The sequence below is a fragment of the Halobacillus naozhouensis genome, from assembly GCF_029714185.1.
GTDB lineage: Bacteria > Bacillota > Bacilli > Bacillales > Halobacillaceae > Halobacillus_A > Halobacillus_A naozhouensis.
Window position 1 is genome coordinate 2,218,561 of record NZ_CP121671.1, and the last position, 19,076, is coordinate 2,237,636.

Below are 19,076 nucleotides of genomic sequence, written 5' to 3' on the forward strand. Positions count from 1 at the left end.
ACTTTTTTAACGCTGAGGTTTTACTTTTTTCCGAAATACTCGTAATAATCTGTTTTAATAAATATTTATCCATTCTGGTATGACTTCTCACCTCCTGCACCTAATTCGACAAAAGTATTTAGATTCCTGCAAAATAAAAAAAAGCACCCCAATTTAGAGTGCGGAGGTACTACTCCAGACTTTTAGCTTTTGCCTCTCCTAGGTTCGTAAGAGTTGCGTACAGATAATTAGTATTACGTGATATTGTAATATCCTGAATTAAGCCATGATCTTTTAAATAACTAGAAGTATTATCCCATACCATGCTTCCTACATTGTAATCTTTTATCCTAGGTTGACCATCTTCCATCATCTGAACCAATATTTTTCTAGCTAAATCTTCATTAAAGTATTCATATTTTGTTACTGACATTTAAAATCCCCCCTTCTAGTTCAACAATTCGACCAAGATGTAAGAGGTTCTCCTGAAAAAAGCACCTCCAAATTTGGCATGCTTTCTCCACTATTTATTAATACCTTCATTGATTTCTTGTCTAATATCCTCGAGTTCCTTTAGATGTCTATCAAACATTTCCCTAATCTCGTGATCTTGTATGGTTGCCCAAAAGTCCGAGTCAATCTCATGCAGTCTTTCATCTACCCTATCGTTAACTTTCTTAGCATTCTCGATAGCCCCTTCTAATTGGAAGATAATATGTTCTCCGATTTTAGACATTATTTAACCTCCTTCATCGAACTTATTCGAAAAAAGGTAGGGCTATGCAGAAAAGCTATACTTTATAATCTTTATTAGAGGATTACTTTACAACTCTAACTGCATTTAATGCTTTCATTTTGCTATTGCATTCTGGACAGGTAATAACTACTTCAACTTCAATTCTTTTACCATCTGCAGAATAATGTGATCCCGTTACGATAACAGATTCAGCAGCTACCTTAGAAGTTTCCATAGTCTTTCCCCTGCCATCTAACAAGCCAACATAACTGATTTTATGATTACAAACTGCGCAACTGATATTGCCATCGATATTATTTGTAACTGACATACTTATAGCTCCCTCCATCTGTAGTCTATTTTACCATAAACAGAGAAAGATTCCTTTAATATGTAATGATTATGTACATCCTTAAATATTTTGTATTAAATTCATTCGTCAGTTATATATTTGTAAGGCCGACATTTAAGCAAATAATAAATTATGTTGTAATGATTATCGAATGCTTCTGCTACTGGATCTACAAACTTACTAAACTTAAAGTCCTCATTATCTTTAAGCTCTAAGTACTGTTCTGTAATTACAAAAACATCTTCATTATTTTAACTTTATTATCATATTTTGCTCTGCTAAGGCTGTACCAAATAAATTGACAAATATTTAGATCATAGAGAGACCTCATGGTGTAATATCTTCTGAAGGAAAGGACATCCATTCCTACTATTAACGCCCTGGAGGCGAATATATGGCGGAATCACTAGGCAAATCTTGAAATTCCCTGTCCTCTAAAAATTCTTTACCACAAAATTTGAGCAACAAAAAAACCAGACCTCCTATTAAAATTAATTAATAGGAATGATCTGGACGGAAATTTTGTACTTGAGTACAGCATGGATTACTTTTTTGGCTATACCCCTTGGTATAATGTATAACGGGATTTTTAATTTACCTTTCTCCCGAAATATTGATAGTAATCTGTTTTAATGAAACCATTAAAAAGCTTGCGTTTCTTCGTGGATTTCTTTCCATATATCGATTCAAAGTTCTCATGAGAAGTGAGAATATAGGTGCTCCAAGATGGATAGTCTCTCATGATCATACCTAGGTCACGATACATTTCTTCAACTTCTGGCCGTTCGCCCATTCGTTCGCCATAAGGAGGATTTGAAACTACGTAACCGTTTTCCTGTTTCGGGCGAAAATCTTTTACTTGCATCTGCTTCCACTCCACAAGGTCCCCAAGCCCTGCTTCGATGGCATTGTTTTGAGATATTTGAATCATGTCATGGCTAATATCTGATCCCGTAATATCTAACGGCTGATCATATTTTGCAAAATCTTCTGCTTCCTCGAACGCTTGATCCCAGTGTCTTTGGGGTATAAAGTCCCAGTTTTCTGAGGCAAATTCTCGATTGAATCCCGGAGCAATATTCTGGCCAATGAGCGCCGCCTCTATCGCAATCGTACCTGACCCGCAAAAAGGATCCACAAATGGCTCATTGGGATGCCAATTGGTAATTTGAATGAGCGCCGCTGCCAATGTCTCCTTTAAAGGAGCCTCTCCCTGACCGACACGGTAGCCTCGTTTGTGTAAGCCACTTCCTGAGGTATCAAGAGTAAGCAAGGCTTCATCTTTATGTATAGCGATTTCAACCCGGTAAAAGTCTCCTGTTTCTTTTAAAATAGAAGCTACCCCATATTTTTGCTTTAGTCTCTCAACAATTGCCTTTTTAACGATCGATTGACAATCAGGCACACTATATAGTTTAGATTTAACCGATTTACCGACAACTGGGAACTCCCCATCCTCAGATATAAACGCCTCCCAGGGAAGGGCTTTCGTTTTTTCAAACAATTCATCAAAGCTGAAGACTTTAAATCTGCCTACTAGCAGTTTTACCCGATCAGCTGTCCGAAGCCATAAATTAGCACGAGGAATCGCTGATTCGGGGGCAGTGAATACGACACGCCCATTCTCTACTTGTACCTCTTCATACCCTAAAGCACGAACTTCCCGTGCAACAATTGCTTCAAGCCCCATTGCAGCTGTTGCAATCAAGGTTACATTTTGTGACATGATGATCCTCCTAATACGTAAAAATAAAACCCTTCCTCCTAGCATGCTGGCTTAAGAAGAAGGGTGTTATTTCATGTTGATTCATAGACCTTTGAATACTCTGTAAGCCATGTTCTGTTCCATCGTACTGCAAACGGCGGTCAACCTCGTACTCCGGTGGTAACCATCTATCTGCCGCTGATCGCGACCTTTCATCAGGTTAAATTCCCTTCAAAAAGTGCCCCTACCTTAATTTGGGTTGCTCGCTCGCGGGGTTTACCTCGTTCCACCCAAAATATTTCTATTCTGGCTCCGTCACTGTGGCACTTTAAAGGTAGCAATACCCTATCCTATAAGGACGTAGGTATCTTCCCTGCCGTTAACTTAAAAAGTTACCCTGACTTATGGTTTCGTCAGGCACGAACACTACAAACATCTCAGTTTGTGCGAGCATGGACTTTCCTCTGCATCACTTGATGTAATACAGCGATTACCCGAGTATTCAAATGTGCATCATTCTTATCCGTGGCTCGTTAATAGTCACGTTCTCACATTATAGCAAATAGAACTTGTACTGTCACCCGGTAATTATAGGAATTTATTCTTCCGCATACTTTTTGCCAAAAACCGCCTTTTCCAAATTGGACACTCGCTTTAAGATATCATAATTGACTTGATGGTTATTATTCATTGTCTGCCTTGATCGCTGCGGTGGCGCCGCTTCTCTCGTCGGTGTTTTCTTTAAGCGGTCATTTTCCTGCATCAGCCGGTCAATCTCTTTATTAAATGCTTCATAATCCTGAATAACTTGATCCAGGAATTCATCCACTTCTTCCTGATTGTACCCACGCATAGATGTCTTAAAGTCTTTTTCTAATATCGTTTTCCCATCCAAATTAAACTTTTCATCACTCATTACTCTCACCTCTGTTCAACACATTACTTATATTTTTTCAAAAGCTGGCGTGAATGTCAATTTAATCAACGTTAATTTTACAGTTACTGACTCCAATATTCTGGGTTTGCCATACGTAACTCTTCAACTGTTTCTTCTAAGTCATCTGGAGTTATGTAGGTCAAACTATAGGAATGATGTTCCGAATAAGCATGTACAAGTTTCAGGAAATACTTCGGGGTTCCCGGCGTATCTTCATCGTAAAGGATTAGACAACCATCTGAATGTTCGATAAGAAATTGATCCCTCGCACGAAATTGATAAGGTCCTTCATATTCCTTCTCATAGATTGGCTTATAAAAATCAGCCAGCTCCGTTATTCTTTCATAAACAAGTTTGAGTTGATCAGGCCATTTGGAATGTTGATTTTGAAAAGGAGGGATGACACCAAGCTTAATAGGATAATCTTCTCTAAGATCTAAAATGATCTCGGCTGCCCAAAGCTCCACACCCATCTGACCGGAAATAATTACCCACTCAAGACCTTCTTCTATAAATTGAATCAGGCTTTTCCTGATTGTTTCCTTTACAAAGTCTATTTTAGGATCATCATGTTTAAAAATACCCATTTCCATAGGCTTGTACCCAGTTACGGCCACAGTTCTCATATCATCACTCTCCCTTCCTATTGTATGATAATTTTTCCTATTATTACACCATTAATTTTCTTTGGACAAACTAAACCTTTAAAATACCAGCGAAAATCTTGAGCAAAAATAAGCCACTAAACAAATTAGTGGCTGAAGCTTTATTCCTCGGGCATGTTAAACGGTTGAAGCGGCATAGGAAAAGATGGAGCAGAACCCATTTGTCCTTGCGGCATCTCCATGAATCCTTGTTCTTGTTGCATTTGGGCATCCATCCAGTTATATCCCTGTGGTTCCATTCCTTGTGGCATATAATAATTTTCCTCATTATAACCGTTCGTCTGTGAAACAGTCTGCGGGAAGTAATGATAATTATTTAATAAATGATGATTTTGGATTGTCAAATGGGTCGGGTGGATATGGTCGATATTTTCTACGAAGTAATTGTCTTGAACACAGTGATGTACCGGATAGACAACCGGACGGCACTGTCTAACATGAGGGCAATGACGATAGTTCATTCGTAACCACTTCCTTTCACCTTTTCTTAACAGCCTATGTCACATATGCTGTGTTTGTACTAGGCGAAAACCCGATTATTTAAAATTAACTAAAAAGACTGTCCATTTATAGACAGTCTCTTAGGTTTATTTGGATAAATCATTAGCCGAAAATGAGAAAGGCAGTAACTCCTCCATTGACATCGTTTTAGTATCTCCATGAAGGTTCGTTATGTGAATCTCTCCATCAGGATTAAAAAATTCACTCATCACTTGACGACAAGAGCCACACGGCGGGACCGGACGTTCTGTATCCGCAACGACGGCTATCTCCTTAAAATCATGATAGCCGTCAGCTATAGCTTTAAATATGGCCACACGTTCGGCACAACAAGTGACAGGATAGGCTGCATTCTCTATATTACAACCTGTATATAAGGTGCCATCCATCGTAAGTAATGATGCTCCCACCTTAAACTTGGAATAAGGAACATAGGCTCGCTCTCTTATTGTTTTCGCTTCTTGTATTAATTTTTCTTTGTTCAATCAGGTTCCCTCCCTCATATTGGGAAGACTATTATAAAAGATTGCATGCATTTTGTAAAGCGGTTTCATACAGTGCTTCATTGCTTCTCCAAATCATTCAGTACCATATCCAGAACATAATGGGAAGATTGATGCAGCTCCTTAAAACGTTTCCGTTCTACATCGTGATAATAACTGTGTAAGATCAACATTTCCATATTCTCATGAGTTGATTTTACCTGGTTGGGGTGCACAGACACCCCACGGCTTTTAACAAATTCCTCAGCCTCTTCTAGCCATTGACTAGTCAGTTCAAACATAGGAGCTGTTTCGCTTTTAACTTTATGAAAAAATTCCAGGCTTTTTGTATCAGCTGGATCCTCTGTTTTCACAAATTGCTCGTGAAGATCATCAATCATCTGTTTACACTTTATTGTTGTTTCTTTAAGTGACATATCTCTTCAACACACCTTTTTCTCCAACCATACCATTATTAAGCTACTCTAATCAAAAGCTTACCCTACAGATCTACGTCTGGCAGATGCAGCATACTTTTTCACGAATAATTGCTGTTGCTCTTTTTTCGCCACCTTTAACTGACCACGCAGGTGCAGTACCTCCTCTTTAAGGAAATCGATTTCTTTACGGTGTGACACTGCCATCGTAAACACCACTTCATCCGTTTTAAGGGAGATTCGATTTTCCATTTGGGAAAATTTATCCCTTAACAATTCCAACTGCTCTTCGTACATGGCCATGGAAACGACAGATTGTTTGTCCATTTATTTTCCTCCTCAAAAAGCTGTTAAGGTTAAAATTCTCCGCCGACTGCATAACTCCTTTACACATGACAAGACTAGAACTAATGCTACAAAACAACCTAGCTTATGTAAGGTATCGACAATAAGAATACTTTGATTGCGAGTCGTTAGCCTTCACAAATTACACAAGATGATAAAGTGTCGATTTATTGTCAAATACTATTTTCAGGACACGTCACATATTGAAAGGAGGTCATATTCCATGCCGAAGAAAAAGCCAAAAGAAAAGAAGAAACCTACACCGGCTAAAACTGATAACCCTAAGTTATCAGGTGAGGATCGCCCATCCACTTAACCAAAAATGGAGGCGTGGTGTTTTCTGAATCCCGCCTCCCCTTCCCCCATAAAACTCTTCTTCCGTTCGAATTTATGTGTTTGGTGTAGAAAAAGGTGTAAAAATAATGGATTATTTGTTGTTATTTGCGGGAAAAAGTATAATAGAGTGAAACTTCTTCGTGCTCTAAAACGTTTAATAGGATATGAAGATGCTTCCCCATATTTCTGTTACACTTGGCGGCTTTTTTTTGGTATGATACCCTCATGGCATTAGGGAGGGAAGTACTGTGAATTATCCCAATGGGAGAAAAGGTGTAAGTCAGAGATCGTCAAAACAAGGGAAGACACAGGCCACTTTTAGTAATAGAGGTATGACCTTAGAAGAAGATATTGCATTAACCAATGATTATTATAGACACGCAAATATTGCAATTGTTCACAAAAATCCTACACCTATTCAAATTGTAAATGTAGATTATCCAAAAAGAAGTGCAGCAGTCATTAAAGAAGCATACTTCAAACAGGCTTCAACAACGGATTTTAATGGAGTTTATCGAGGTCGTTATATTGACTTTGAGGCAAAGGAAACGAAGAATAAGACATCGTTCCCCTTAAGCAACATACACCAGCATCAAATTGATCATATGCGGGCATGTGAGGCACACGGAGGCATATGCTTTATTATTGTCAAATTTGCCATACATGAAGAAGTTTACTTTTTACCCGCAGCTAAACTTTTTTGGTATTGGAATGATCAATTTCAAGGCGGGCGAAAATCAATTCCTTATGATCATATGAAAGTTGAAGGAGAGCTCCTCCCCTTTCATTATCAAGCAAGAGTTGATTATGCTGCCGCTTTAGATAAGCTCTATTTTTGAATTGGAGGAAGAGCAACATGGCCAACGAAAGCCAATCAAGAAGTGCAAGACGTAAGCAATTAAAGTCAAATAAAAAGGGGACGAAAAAACCAACCTTCAAACGAATCGTTATGACTCTTTTAACGTTAGGTATCGTTCTCATGTTAGCCGTAGGCGGCTTATTCACCTATTACATTTTAACAGCACCTGAATTAAATGAAGAGCAATTATCTGATCCTATCTCATCTAAGTTGTATGATAAAAACGGTGATTTCATTACGGACTTAGCCGGAAAGCAAAGAAGGACTAAAGTTAGTTATAATGATCTGCCTCCCAAGCTTATTGATGCGGTTCTAGCTACCGAGGACGTCCGATTCTTTGAACATATTGGAATAGATTTCAGGCGTATTGCTGCAGCTATTATCGCTAACATTAAGGAAGGGTTCGGAGCTGAAGGTGCCAGCACCATAACCCAGCAAGTTGTTAAACGTTCCTTTTTGTCGAGTGATAAAACATTAAAGCGTAAAGTACAAGAACAGTATTTAGCTATCAAACTAGATCAGGAATACTCGAAAGAGAAGATTTTAGAAATGTATCTGAATAAAATTTATTATGGAAGAGGCGCCTATGGCGTAGCAGAGGCAGCTCAAACTTATTTTGGCAAAAATGAATTAAGTAAACTGACATTGCCAGAAATAGCTTTACTTGCAGGACTACCACAACGTCCTTCAGCCTATAATCCATATGAAAATCCTGAACTTGCGAAACAACGAATGAGTGTTGTACTCAGCTTGATGGTCCAGCACGGGAAAATCAGTGAAGAAGAGGCTGAGAAGGCAAGACAAACAAATGTAGAAGATTTACTAGCTGAACAAACTGAAAGAGAATCACCATATAAGGCATTTATCGACCAGGTTCGAGAAGAAGTAGAGGCAAAAATGGATGGTGCCAATATATACAAAGATGGTTTAAAAATCTATACAACGCTAGACCCTGAGGCACAGCAATATGTTGAGCAAATGCTCGGTAAAGAGAGTACAATTAATTGGCCAGGTGACAAGGTTGAAACCGGGGTCGCTGTGACCGATACCCAAACAGGTGCAGTTCGAGCTATCGGCGGCGGTCGCAGCTATAAAGAAGGTAATTTTAACTATGCTACAGACACACAAAGGCATCCAGGATCAACCTTAAAGCCAATATCAGCTTATGGTCCAGCTATTCAATATAATAAATTGTCAACTTATCATCAGATTAAAGACGAACCGATTGATATTAATGGCTACTCCCCTAATAACTATGATGACAGGTTCCGTGGCTGGGTAAGTATGCGTTACGCTCTCAGTCGTTCCTTAAATATTCCAGCTGTGAAAACGTTGCATGAAACAGGTCTTAATAAAGCGCAGAAATTTGCGGAAGGACTAGGCATTAACTTCGAGGATGATCAGATGTACTTAAGTGATGCCATCGGTGGGGGAAATGCAGCGGTCAGTCCTCTACAGCTAAGCGGCGCATATGCAGCCTTTGGAAATGAAGGGGTTTATAACGAACCATATACAGTCAGAAAAGTAGAGGTCCCGGGTCAAGGAACGGTTGATTTAAAACCTGAGCCTAAATCGGCTATGAACAGTTACACAGCTTACATGATCACATCCATGCTACAAACTGTAATGTCGGAAGGTACAGGAACAGCAGCAAACGTTCCAGGACTTCCTGAAGCAGGTAAGACAGGTACAACGAACAGTGAACTCAAAAATGGTAATGACATCGTTCCTGATTCCTGGTTCAGCGGTTACACGACAAATTATTCGATATCGATATGGACTGGTTATCCAGATGAATACAAGAATCTATCTGAAGCAACTCAAGATATTCCTAAACAGATGTTTAAGTCAATCATGAGTCATATTTCGGAAGGGAAAGAAACAAGCGACTTTCAGAAACCGGGATCCGTTGAAAGGGTTGAAGTAGAGGAAGGCTCACGCCCTGCTAAATTACCGAGCCCATATACTCCGGAAAGTCGTATTATAACGGAATTGTTCCACGTTGATAATACGCCGTCTCAAGTTTCTCAAGTCTTCCAGAAGCTGGATCCGGTTCAAGATCTGTCAGCTTCCTATGATACTGAAGCACAGGCCATAAACCTTGAATGGGGCTATGAAGAACCTGAAGGGGTTTCATTTGAAGTAACTGTTTCCATTGATGGCGGAGAATCGAGACAACTTACGAGAACGAAAGATAGTACAGTGGAGATCACGAATGCTCAGCCTGGTTCTTCCTACGAATTTACGGTAACTGCCGTAAGTGATAATGAGAATGCGGAAGCCAGTGATCCAGCCTCTGCCAGCGTAGAAGTTCCTGCAGAGGAAGGAGCTGAGGAAAATCCTGAGGGTGAAACTCCTGAAGAGGAGAACCCTGAAGGTGAAACTCCTGAAGATGAACAGAACAACGAAGGCAACGGAAATCAGAACGGTAACAATGGAAATAATGGTAACGAAAATGGTAATGAAAGCGGCAATGGTCAAGGTAACGACGGTCAAGGAAATGGAAATCAGAACGAAAACCCTGACAGAGATAATACAGAGAATGAAGAACAACCCCCACCAGAAGATGGAGGACAGCCACCCGAGGAGCCTCAGCCTCCTCAAGATCCTCAAGAGGGTGGTGAACAACAACAGCCGCCTGAGCAACCTGAGGGGCAAGGTGAAGCTGCATAAGCATAAAATAAATCCCACTATCAACTCGATAGTGGGATTTATTTATTATAAAGTTTTTTCTTTTTTCCGCATCCGCTTCTGCCCTTCCCTGCAAAGATGCAGCAATGGACATTCCTCACATTGAGGACGTTGCGCCTTACAATGGTAACGCCCGAAGAAAATCATCCGGTGATGGGTGTCACTCCACTCTTCTTTTGGAATTTTACGCATCAACGTTTTTTCAACCTCTAAAACCGAGTCCTTATATCTGCAAATACCTAAACGCTTGGACACCCGTTCAACATGCGTGTCTACCGCAATAGCTGGTTCCTCAAAAGCTACGGAAGCTACTACATTCGCTGTTTTTCTTCCCACACCAGCTAGACTTTCTAGCTCTTGTTTCGTCGATGGCACACTGCCATCAAATTTTTCAATGATGGTGTGGGAAAGCTTTTGAATGTTTTTAGCTTTGTTTCTATACAATCCAATGGATTTAATGTCATGCTGTAACTCTTCTAGAGGCACAGCAAGGTAATCTTCAGGACTTCTATACTTTTGAAATAAGTTTGGAGTCACCTTATTAACTAATGCGTCTGTAGCCTGAGCTGACAATACGACCGCCACAAGCAGCTCAAAAGCATTGCTGTGAGTAAGCTCACATTCAGCATCAGGGAACATTTCTTCAAATGCATCGAGGCATTCTCTTACTTGACTTTTATTAAGCATAACGTTTCTCCTATAAATCCTCCTCTAACCAATTATAGTATAACGATACATCTCTCTTTGGCTTTGTTTTAGTGGAGGAAGAATTTTTTACTTGTCCTTGTCTGAATTGCTTTCCATGCTGACGAGCTTGATCAACAGTTTGGATTCCTTTTCGCTTCCACTCTCTTAAAATACGGTCAATGTATTTAAAATTGAGTTTCCCCATTAACACGGCTTCTCTTAATGCTGCTTTTATGAGAGAAGGTGCTTGTTCTTCCTGATCAAGCCAGATATTGATATTCTCTATTTCAAAAGGAGACAATGGCCGGCCGAACTCTTGCTCAAATAAAGGGAATAAATTTTCTGTATGCTTTTTATCATCAGAATAGGAAATTGTACGTTCCGCAAATAATTTTTCCCATAACGGCTCTAACGAATAAGATTCATTTATTACTAATTGCTCACTATGTTTCTGCTCTATAGTGACGAATTGTTTTTGCATCAATTTTCTTAATACCTTTGAACAGTCCTGGCTTGAAAACGAAAGATATTCAGCCAATTGTTCAGGAGTTGGAAAAGGATTCCCATCCAGATAAAAACGGTGAATTTGTAACAAGACAGCAAGCTCTTGCTCATCCATTCCTAATTGTCGATATTGTAGTAATAACTGTTTCGGAATCATCATTTGTTGATTTATGATCTCCTCGAAACTTTGATATTTCGCCAAGGTGTTCACCTCATTCTGTGGTGGTTATAAGCAGGAAAAACACCGATAGCTAAAAAAACAATAACGTATCGGTGCCTTTCCCTTATTAAGGATATAATCGATTCAACAAGCGTGGGAACGGGATCGTCTCGCGAACATGCTCAACACCCGAGATCCATGCTACCGTCCTTTCCAGTCCTAACCCGAAGCCTGAGTGTGGAACACTTCCATATTCACGAAGCTGCAGATACCATTTGTAAGCATCCCCCGTAAGTTCATGCTCTTCATAACGTTGACGCATGAGCTCAAGGTCATCAATTCGCTGGGAACCTCCGATAATTTCTCCATATCCTTCCGGTGCAATTAAGTCAGCACATAAAACAACATCAGGACGATTCGGATCCGGTTTCATGTAAAAAGCCTTAATTTCGGCAGGATAGTTCGTAATAAATACCGGCTTTTCGTAACTTTCAGCTATTGCTGTCTCATGAGGGGCACCGAAGTCTTCTCCCCATTCAATGTCCTCAAACCCCTTCTCCTTCAAAAGTTCAATAGCTTCATCATAGCTTATTCTAGGAAATGGAGCTTTAATTTTTTCAAGAACGCTTGTATCGCGGCCGAGTGTTTCCAATTCTAACTTACAATTTTCAATAACCGCTTCCACCACGTGAGTCACATATTGCTCCTGTACTTCCAAACTGTCATTATGATCCATAAAGGCCATCTCCGGCTCAATCATCCAGAACTCAATAAGGTGACGGCGGGTTTTGGACTTTTCTGCTCTGAACGTTGGTCCAAAACTAAATACTTTCCCAAATGCCATAGCTGCTGCTTCAAGGTATAGCTGACCACTTTGAGACAGGTATGCATCTTCGTCGAAATACTTTGTATGAAAAAGTTCTGTTGTCCCTTCTGCGGAAGATCCAGTTAAAATCGGCGTATCAATTTTGACATAACCATTCATATTGAAAAATTCATAGGTTGCTCGAATAATTTCGTTTCTAACTTTCATTACAGCATGCTGTTTCTTAGAGCGTAACCACAAATGCCTATGGTCCATTAAAAACTCTGTTCCGTGTTCCTTAGGTGTAATCGGATAATCAACAGCTTCATGAATCAATTCAAAATCTTTCACCTGAATCTCATACCCGAAAGAAGAACGAGAATCTTCTACAATTTCCCCTGTGACATAGAGAGAGGACTCCTGGGTCAGAGCTTTAGCGTCTTGAAATTTTTCTTCTCCAATATCATTTTTCACTACAATACCTTGCATAAATCCAGTACCATCACGTAGTTGTAAAAAAGCGATTTTTCCGCTAGATCGCTTATTATGGAGCCATGCCCCAATGGTTACTTCTTTGCCCACATGCTTTGATACTTCTGCAATTGTTGTTTTCATGTGATACCCTCCAAGCTTGTTAACTATTTGATTGATGATTTTCGACAAACCGCTTTATGCGTTTAGCAGCTTCCTCTAATTGTTCGATCGATGTTGCATAGGAAAGTCTTACATTCTCAGGTGATCCAAAGCCGGATCCTGGTACGAGTGCCACCTTTTCTTCTTCAAGCAATGCAGTTACCCAATCATCTACGGTTTCAAACCCGCAATTTCTTGCTGTTTCCAATACGTTAGGAAACAGATAGAAAGCTCCCTTTGGCTTCTCACAGGATACCCCTGGGATTTCTAACAGCCAGCTATGTAATGCATCCAGCCGTTTATGAAAAGCCTGGCGCATCTTATCAACTTCTTCGTTTGATCCCCTGTAGGCTGCTAAGGCTGCATATTGAGATATTGAGGTAGGATTGGATGTTGAGTGTGAAGCCATATTGGTCATGGCCTTAATGATCTCAGCTCGTCCTAAAGCGTAGCCAATTCTCCAGCCCGTCATAGAGTGTGATTTCGATACACCGTTTATAATAATTGTTTGATTGAATAACGCCTCTGACAATTGAGCCATAGAGATATGTTGATCGTCAGAATAGATCAGTTTTTCGTAAATTTCATCGGAAACAACTAAAATATCATGCTTTACACACACTTCACCAATCGCCCGGAGTTCATCCTCTGAATAGATCATACCAGTCGGATTACTAGGGGAATTGATTATAACAGCTTTTGTATGTTTAGTAATTGATTCCTCAAGCTGTGCAGGTGTAATTTTGAACTGATTTTCTTCTTTTGCTTTAACGATAACGGGGGTACCCTCTGCCAGCTTAATTTGCTCAGGATAACTTACCCAATAAGGGGCTGGAACAATGACCTCATCTCCTTTATTTAACAACACTTGAAATAAAGTAAATAACGCATGTTTTGCACCCGTTGTGACAATGACTTCATCTGTAGAATAACTCAGATTGTGATCTTCTTTCATTTTTGACACAATCGCATCTTTTAAATCAAGAATTCCTCCTGAAGGTGTATATTTTGTCAAGCCTTCCTCCATAGCATTTGATGCAGCAGTAATTATATGGTCAGGAGTATTAAAATCTGGCTCACCTGCCCCCAAACCTATCACATCATGTCCTTCTGTCTTTAATTCTTTGGCTTTGGCGGTTATAGCCAAAGTAGAAGATGGTGTAAGTGTTTGTACGCGCTTAGCTAATTCCATGTAACTCATCCCTTCCTTTACGTTTGGGGCTGGCGAAATGCAAATCTTTGGATCGGCTCGCCATTTGTGACCCTCACATATTCTAATACATATCTTTTATTTTCATCGATATACGTAAGTTCCCATGCAGGGCTATTCTCTTCATAAGCAAGTTGTATATTTATGAAGGAACAACCAGAGCAGTTATCCTGCAGCTCTTCTCTTAATTGATCGGAGGAGATCATAGTGCTTGTGTTGAGGGTGGTAAGCACCTTGTTATTATCTAGGTTAATAAAGGCAGCCAATTTCTCTTCACTTCCGGTTTTGCCGCGAACGATATGGATAGGTTGTTCGCCATTGTAACTTGTTACCTCTGAAACATTCTCAATATTCGTCTCGGATAAAACCAGACTTTTTGCTTCACTAAACCCTTCAGTGCGATTACTTTCTATTTGTACATACATCCATGTAAGTAAACATCCTGAAAGTAAGATCAATAGACCGATGATTAAGAGAACCCATTTCAGCCATCTAGGTGCGGTATATCGTGAAGACTGCTGTTTCGTTATCATCTTCATCTAGGGCCAGTCCAAACATTAAATTTTGTTCTTTCAGTGTACGGTTAAGTGTATCAACAACCTTATACAGATCGTCTGATTTCTGAATCCTTACAGTTGAAAGGGTTTCAATCTTGTTTTCCATAATTACATCCCCCATCATCTATTTCCCAGGTTCTTCATCGGTACATACGTAAAATATTATAACAGGAATTAAACTCAAATAAGATAAAGATTTGGTATTTTCCCTCATATCCACTTTTCCATATCCTGGACCAGCTTGGATGTCGATTGATAGGTAAGTGGAATATCTGGGATTGAGGAAATGAAGTATTTCCCATATTTTGCTTCAATTAATCGCTGGTCACATACAAAAACTACCCCGCGGTCCGTAGTTGAACGAATTAAGCGTCCAAACCCTTGTTTAAATCTTAATATTGCCTGAGGCAGAGACTGTTCCATAAAAGGATTGAGTCCCTTGCTTTTCAGTCTGCTGTCCCGCATGATCTGGGCAGGCTGATCAGGGGGATCAAAAGGCAGGCGGGCGATAACTAAACACGATAGGTCATCGCCGGGAATATCGACTCCTTCCCAAAAAGAACTGGTTCCTAATAAAATAGACTGATCAAAAGTTTGAAAATTCTTTTTTAAGCGATCTCTGCTGCCACTTGAGATTCCTTGAGCAAATATCATAAATTCCTCAGGCGCAGCGACCTCTTTGAGTAAATAATATGTTTTTTTTAACATCTCATAAGACGTGAATAATACAAGCATCCGGCCGTTTGTAACATGGGCTATTGAATAAATCGCTTCGCTGATAGAATAGATAAATTCTTCTGTCTGTGTCCTAATATTAGGAAAATCATCTGGGACCATCAGCCTGACATGCCGTTCATAATCGTACGGTGAAGGTATCGACAGTTCATGAAGGCTGCTGTTGTTCAACCTTTCTAATCCTAAAAGCCGCTTCATGTAGCTGAAGGACCCGTTCGTGGTTAAAGTAGCACTAGTTAAAACTACACTCTTTTTCGTTGAATATAGCTTTTTATTTAATTGCTCAGCTATATCTAAGGGCTCACTATATAAATAGATCGAGTTAGACGCCCCTTCTGCATCAATTTCAATCCATTTGACCGTTTCTCCGTCCAAGTTGAAAAAGGTTTCCAATTGACGAATTACGGATGAACACATCTCTGCATGATTAATCAGCCGCTGCCATAAAACCCGGACTCCCTCGCTATGGTCACTCGTTACTATCGATTCGACAGCCCTGATTAAACCAGCCGTCTCTCTTTTAATGGAATGTATGGGTGCCAGAAACCTCTGAGTCATTTCAAAACTAGTGTTGACAAACTTTTCGTCACTATCTTCTTTTAGTAAGTATTGCGCCCGGCCAACATCGCTTTTTGATTGTATCCGATTGCGAATAGATTTCACCTTTTGGAAGAGATATCTCGATAAATGGTTTAACTCCTCTTTTGCTTCTTCTACGTAGTGACTGCAGCGATCGAGTTGTTTTCTTACATCTACATGGAAGGGTTTAAATACAGCAGGATGGAAGAATTCATTAAATTGAGTTAACTGCTGCTGCAGCTCCTTGTAGTTCAGTCTAATACCAAAGTAACGACTGGCTGTAGATTCTAAATGATGAGCCTCATCAACTACTAACCGATCAAAATCAGGAAGTCTTTGTTCATTACTAATGAGGTCAAGGCAAAGCAGGGAATGATTAGTAATGATAAGGTCAGCCCGTGCTGCCCTCTCTTCTGCCCACTGCCAATAAGAGGCATGGTCTGTTTTGTCGGATATCGTGTTTTTCGAGGCCTCAGAGGAAATTTTACGCCAAAACTGCTCCCCGCTTGATGGCAATTGAATTTCATCAATATCCCCGGTCGTCGTATGGGTTAACCATACCAATATCATAGACTTTGTTAAGGAAATATCATAATTATCATGATAGGACCTCTCTAACTCATAACTAAAATGAAGCAAACTGATATAATGACTTTTTCCTTTATATAAGACTGCTTGGAGCGGGCGTCCTAGCAATGTCTCCAGTCTCGGAATTTCCTCTTCTAACAACTGATTCTGTAAGGAGGTTGTGTGGGTAGAAATCATTATCCTCTCTTTATGATTAATTGCATAATGTACGGCGGACAGCAGATAGGCAAGAGACTTCCCTATCCCAGCACCTCCTTCAATTAAGGCATGCTTCCCTTTACTTAAAGCCTGGTAGACAGCTTCTGACATCCTTTTTTGCCCATCTCTCGTTTCATAGCCGCTTATAACTTGCTGTAAGCCTTCCTTACCTTCATAGGCATGTCGAATCCATTCATTAAAGGGAGGCTGTTTCTCCCGTGAAACTTTGAAATCAATCTGTCTTCTCTTAACTGGAATCCCATAGTGAATATCAAATTTGTCTGTAACTTGATGATTATATCTGTTTTTATCAATAGCTTTTTCTATTAATGGTCTCATGTCACTCTTGAGTTTATCCGATAATTTCAACAGGTACACCAGCGTCCGTTCTGGCAATCTCTCTAATTCAGTTAACAATATTGTGAGCAAGTCAGCTGTTACTGCCGCATCCGATAACGCCCGGTGTGGATTATCATGCCCTATGTGCAATAGCTGTGCCAGTTGGCCCAATTTAAAACTCGGTGATTCAGGTAGAAAAATGCGGGAAAGTTCAACCGTATCTATTAATTTATTATGTAACACAGGAAACCCGCACCGCTTGAATTCGTTGTTAAGAAAACTAAGATCAAATTCAATATTATGGGCAACGATATAACAGTCTTTTAACAAATGATATACGTCTTCAGCAATTTCCGAGAACAAGGGAGCATCGATCAGATCTTCATCTTTAATACCTGTTAAGGAGGTAATAAATGGAGGAATCTCACGTTCAGGAAAGATTAGGCTTGAAAATTCTTTGAGCGTCTTTCCCTTTCTCATAATTACGATACCAATTTCTATCATACGGTCCTGTTTTGATAATGCATTTCCAGTGGTCTCCAGATCAACTATTGCGAAGGTAGACAAGTTAGGTCCCCCCTTTCTGAACGTCTTATTATGGATTCTAGCCCTGTGTTACTCCAGTACTCACTAAGCGTAAAACTAACGTAGATTGCAACTGCTTTTTTCTCTGCTTCCAAACGGCATTTCGTCGCTGGCTGGCTCAAAAAAGTAAGGACCTGAACCCCTGATAGGAGCTAAGATCCTTCCATACCATTCATACGCACTCCTATTTTCACAAAGGCATTGCTGTAAGCGGAGGCTCCTCTTCTAGAAGTTCATGCAATTCATTTCCTTCTCCTATAATCGCAATCTTAGGTTTAAAATCAGCCAATTCCTCTTCACTCAATAACGCATAGGAGACAATAATAACGATATCTTCCGGTTGAACTAACCGTGCTGCCGCCCCATTCAGGCAAACGACTCCACTTCCTCTTTCACCGGCAATAACATATGTTTCTAGCCGTGCACCATTATTATTATTAACGATTTGAACTTTCTCATGCGGAAGAATACCCACACTGTCTAATAGATCCTGATCAATGGTAATACTGCCTACATAATTCAAATTTGCTTCCGTGACCCGTGCACGATGGATCTTAGCTTTCATCATAGTGCGAAACATGATGAGCCCCCTCCTTGCTCTTTACCCTAACGTCTTTATCCCATACTCGTTAAAAATTACGTTATCAATAAGTCTTGCATTTTGAAATTGTACCGCTGCAGCAAGGATCACTTGCTGATTTATCGTTTCAACTCGCTGTAAGTCCGGATAGGATAATAATTCAATATAATCTATTTTACCATGAGTTTTTCTTTCTAGAAACTGTCGAACTTTTTCGATCACTTCCTTTGAATTATTCTCCCCATTCCCTACATACTCCCTTCCATGCTGTAACGCTTGTTGAATATAAGGTGCCTCACTTCTTTCCTGTTCAAGCAAATTCACATTCCGACTGCTCTTCGCTAATCCGTCCTCTTCACGAACTGTGGGTACAGCGATCAGTTCGATGGGAAAATTAAAATCTTCAATTAAAGCATCAACGACAGCAATCTGCTGAGCGTCCTTCAATCCAAAATAAACCTTAGAAGGACGAGTTATATTAAACAATTTCGTCAAAACGGTCGCTACCCCATCAAAATGACCTGGACGGCTTCTTCCACATAATACATCTGTTCTCCTAACCACAGATAAGTTAATGGAAAGCGGCCCTGGGTACATGGTCTGCTCATCTGGAAGAAAAATTACGTCGATCCCATGTTTCTCAGCTATTTTTTTGTCATGCTCTTGATCCCGAGGGTAAGAATCTAAATCTTCATTTGCTCCGAATTGAAGCGGGTTAACAAAAATACTTAAAACGACTAGATCATTTTCGAGTCGTGCTTTTTTTAAAAGTGCCTGGTGGCCATCATGTAGAAAGCCCATGGTAGGTACAAAGCCAATTTTTTTCCCTTGAGCGGACCACTCAGTTATTATTTGTTGCATTTCTTTTATATTTGCAGTGATCTTCATAAC

General features: G+C 39.9%; 21 protein-coding genes and 1 other RNA gene. 2 read left to right on the forward strand and 20 right to left on the reverse strand.

Annotated elements, in window-relative coordinates:
- Nucleotides 1-169: 169 nt before the first annotated feature.
- The 11 genes from P9989_RS11625 to P9989_RS11675 form a co-directional block, all read right to left on the reverse strand.
- A complete protein-coding gene (locus P9989_RS11625; RefSeq protein ID WP_283075086.1) occupies nucleotides 170-412 on the reverse strand; it encodes a hypothetical protein in 243 nt (80 codons plus the stop codon).
- Nucleotides 413-502: 90 nt separating this feature from the next.
- Nucleotides 503-715 carry a hypothetical protein gene (locus tag P9989_RS11630; protein WP_283075087.1) on the reverse strand — a complete coding sequence of 71 codons (213 nt, stop codon included), beginning with the start codon at nucleotides 713-715 and terminating at the stop codon, nucleotides 503-505.
- 82 nt (nucleotides 716-797) lie between these two features.
- Nucleotides 798-1,046 carry a hypothetical protein gene (locus P9989_RS11635; protein WP_283075088.1) on the reverse strand — a complete coding sequence of 83 codons (249 nt, stop codon included), beginning with the start codon at nucleotides 1,044-1,046 and terminating at the stop codon, nucleotides 798-800.
- Nucleotides 1,047-1,656: 610 nt separating this feature from the next.
- Nucleotides 1,657-2,793 carry a THUMP domain-containing class I SAM-dependent RNA methyltransferase gene (locus P9989_RS11640; RefSeq protein WP_283075089.1) on the reverse strand — a complete coding sequence of 379 codons (1,137 nt, stop codon included), beginning with the start codon at nucleotides 2,791-2,793 and terminating at the stop codon, nucleotides 1,657-1,659.
- Between the two features lie 98 nt (nucleotides 2,794-2,891).
- An RNA gene (gene rnpB, locus P9989_RS11645) (RNase P RNA component class B) lies at nucleotides 2,892-3,274 on the reverse strand.
- Nucleotides 3,275-3,370: 96 nt separating this feature from the next.
- Entirely contained in the window at nucleotides 3,371-3,688 is a 318-nt protein-coding gene (gpsB, locus tag P9989_RS11650) for a cell division regulator GpsB (protein ID WP_283075090.1), read from the reverse strand.
- A gap of 83 nt (nucleotides 3,689-3,771) precedes the next feature.
- Nucleotides 3,772-4,335 (reverse strand): SLOG family protein, encoded by a 564-nt coding sequence (locus P9989_RS11655; RefSeq protein ID WP_283075091.1) that lies wholly within the window; start codon nucleotides 4,333-4,335, stop codon nucleotides 3,772-3,774.
- A gap of 140 nt (nucleotides 4,336-4,475) precedes the next feature.
- Complete coding sequence (locus P9989_RS11660) at nucleotides 4,476-4,835, reverse strand: CotD family spore coat protein (protein WP_283075092.1); 360 nt, start codon at nucleotides 4,833-4,835, stop codon at nucleotides 4,476-4,478.
- Nucleotides 4,836-4,961: 126 nt separating this feature from the next.
- Nucleotides 4,962-5,360, reverse strand: a complete 399-nt coding sequence (gene cdd, locus P9989_RS11665; RefSeq protein ID WP_283075093.1) for a cytidine deaminase — start codon at nucleotides 5,358-5,360, stop codon at nucleotides 4,962-4,964.
- Nucleotides 5,361-5,437: 77 nt separating this feature from the next.
- Nucleotides 5,438-5,794: a DUF1798 family protein gene (locus P9989_RS11670; protein ID WP_283075094.1), complete on the reverse strand. Its 357-nt coding sequence runs from the start codon at nucleotides 5,792-5,794 to the stop codon at nucleotides 5,438-5,440.
- Between the two features lie 60 nt (nucleotides 5,795-5,854).
- Nucleotides 5,855-6,121, reverse strand: coding sequence for a hypothetical protein (locus tag P9989_RS11675; protein ID WP_283075095.1), 267 nt, complete (start codon nucleotides 6,119-6,121; stop codon nucleotides 5,855-5,857).
- 602 nt (nucleotides 6,122-6,723) lie between these two features.
- Here P9989_RS11675 and recU point away from each other — a divergent pair.
- On the forward strand, nucleotides 6,724-7,314 hold the full coding sequence (gene recU / locus P9989_RS11680; RefSeq protein ID WP_283075096.1) for a Holliday junction resolvase RecU: 591 nt from the start codon (nucleotides 6,724-6,726) through the stop codon (nucleotides 7,312-7,314).
- A gap of 17 nt (nucleotides 7,315-7,331) precedes the next feature.
- Nucleotides 7,332-10,007 carry a PBP1A family penicillin-binding protein gene (locus P9989_RS11685; RefSeq protein ID WP_283075097.1) on the forward strand — a complete coding sequence of 892 codons (2,676 nt, stop codon included), beginning with the start codon at nucleotides 7,332-7,334 and terminating at the stop codon, nucleotides 10,005-10,007.
- 45 nt (nucleotides 10,008-10,052) lie between these two features.
- Here P9989_RS11685 and nth read toward each other — a convergent pair whose 3' ends face one another.
- The 9 genes from nth to panC all read right to left on the reverse strand — a co-directional run bounded on the left by nth (nucleotide 10,053) and on the right by panC (nucleotide 19,073).
- The gene (gene nth, locus P9989_RS11690; RefSeq protein WP_283075098.1) at nucleotides 10,053-10,712 is read right to left on the reverse strand and encodes an endonuclease III; all 660 of its coding nucleotides are present in this window, start codon (nucleotides 10,710-10,712) and stop codon (nucleotides 10,053-10,055) included.
- Between the two features lie 10 nt (nucleotides 10,713-10,722).
- Nucleotides 10,723-11,418 carry a DnaD domain-containing protein gene (locus P9989_RS11695; protein WP_283075099.1) on the reverse strand — a complete coding sequence of 232 codons (696 nt, stop codon included), beginning with the start codon at nucleotides 11,416-11,418 and terminating at the stop codon, nucleotides 10,723-10,725.
- An 85-nt stretch (nucleotides 11,419-11,503) separates the two neighbouring features.
- Entirely contained in the window at nucleotides 11,504-12,796 is a 1,293-nt protein-coding gene (asnS, locus tag P9989_RS11700; RefSeq protein WP_283075100.1) for an asparagine--tRNA ligase, read from the reverse strand.
- 19 nt (nucleotides 12,797-12,815) lie between these two features.
- Nucleotides 12,816-14,006 carry a pyridoxal phosphate-dependent aminotransferase gene (locus tag P9989_RS11705; protein WP_283075101.1) on the reverse strand — a complete coding sequence of 397 codons (1,191 nt, stop codon included), beginning with the start codon at nucleotides 14,004-14,006 and terminating at the stop codon, nucleotides 12,816-12,818.
- 17 nt (nucleotides 14,007-14,023) lie between these two features.
- Nucleotides 14,024-14,563, reverse strand: coding sequence for a cell wall elongation regulator TseB-like domain-containing protein (locus tag P9989_RS11710; protein WP_283075102.1), 540 nt, complete (start codon nucleotides 14,561-14,563; stop codon nucleotides 14,024-14,026).
- The gene (locus P9989_RS11715) at nucleotides 14,517-14,687 is read right to left on the reverse strand and encodes a YpmA family protein (protein ID WP_079530103.1); all 171 of its coding nucleotides are present in this window, start codon (nucleotides 14,685-14,687) and stop codon (nucleotides 14,517-14,519) included. The genes P9989_RS11710 and P9989_RS11715 overlap by 47 nt, the downstream gene beginning before the upstream one ends.
- Nucleotides 14,688-14,791: 104 nt before the next feature.
- Complete coding sequence (dinG, locus tag P9989_RS11720; protein WP_283075103.1) at nucleotides 14,792-17,587, reverse strand: ATP-dependent DNA helicase DinG; 2,796 nt, start codon at nucleotides 17,585-17,587, stop codon at nucleotides 14,792-14,794.
- Nucleotides 17,588-17,795: 208 nt separating this feature from the next.
- A complete protein-coding gene (gene panD, locus P9989_RS11725; protein WP_283075104.1) occupies nucleotides 17,796-18,185 on the reverse strand; it encodes an aspartate 1-decarboxylase in 390 nt (129 codons plus the stop codon).
- Nucleotides 18,186-18,206: 21 nt separating this feature from the next.
- Nucleotides 18,207-19,073 carry a pantoate--beta-alanine ligase gene (panC, locus tag P9989_RS11730; RefSeq protein WP_283075105.1) on the reverse strand — a complete coding sequence of 289 codons (867 nt, stop codon included), beginning with the start codon at nucleotides 19,071-19,073 and terminating at the stop codon, nucleotides 18,207-18,209.
- Nucleotides 19,074-19,076 lie beyond the last annotated feature (3 nt).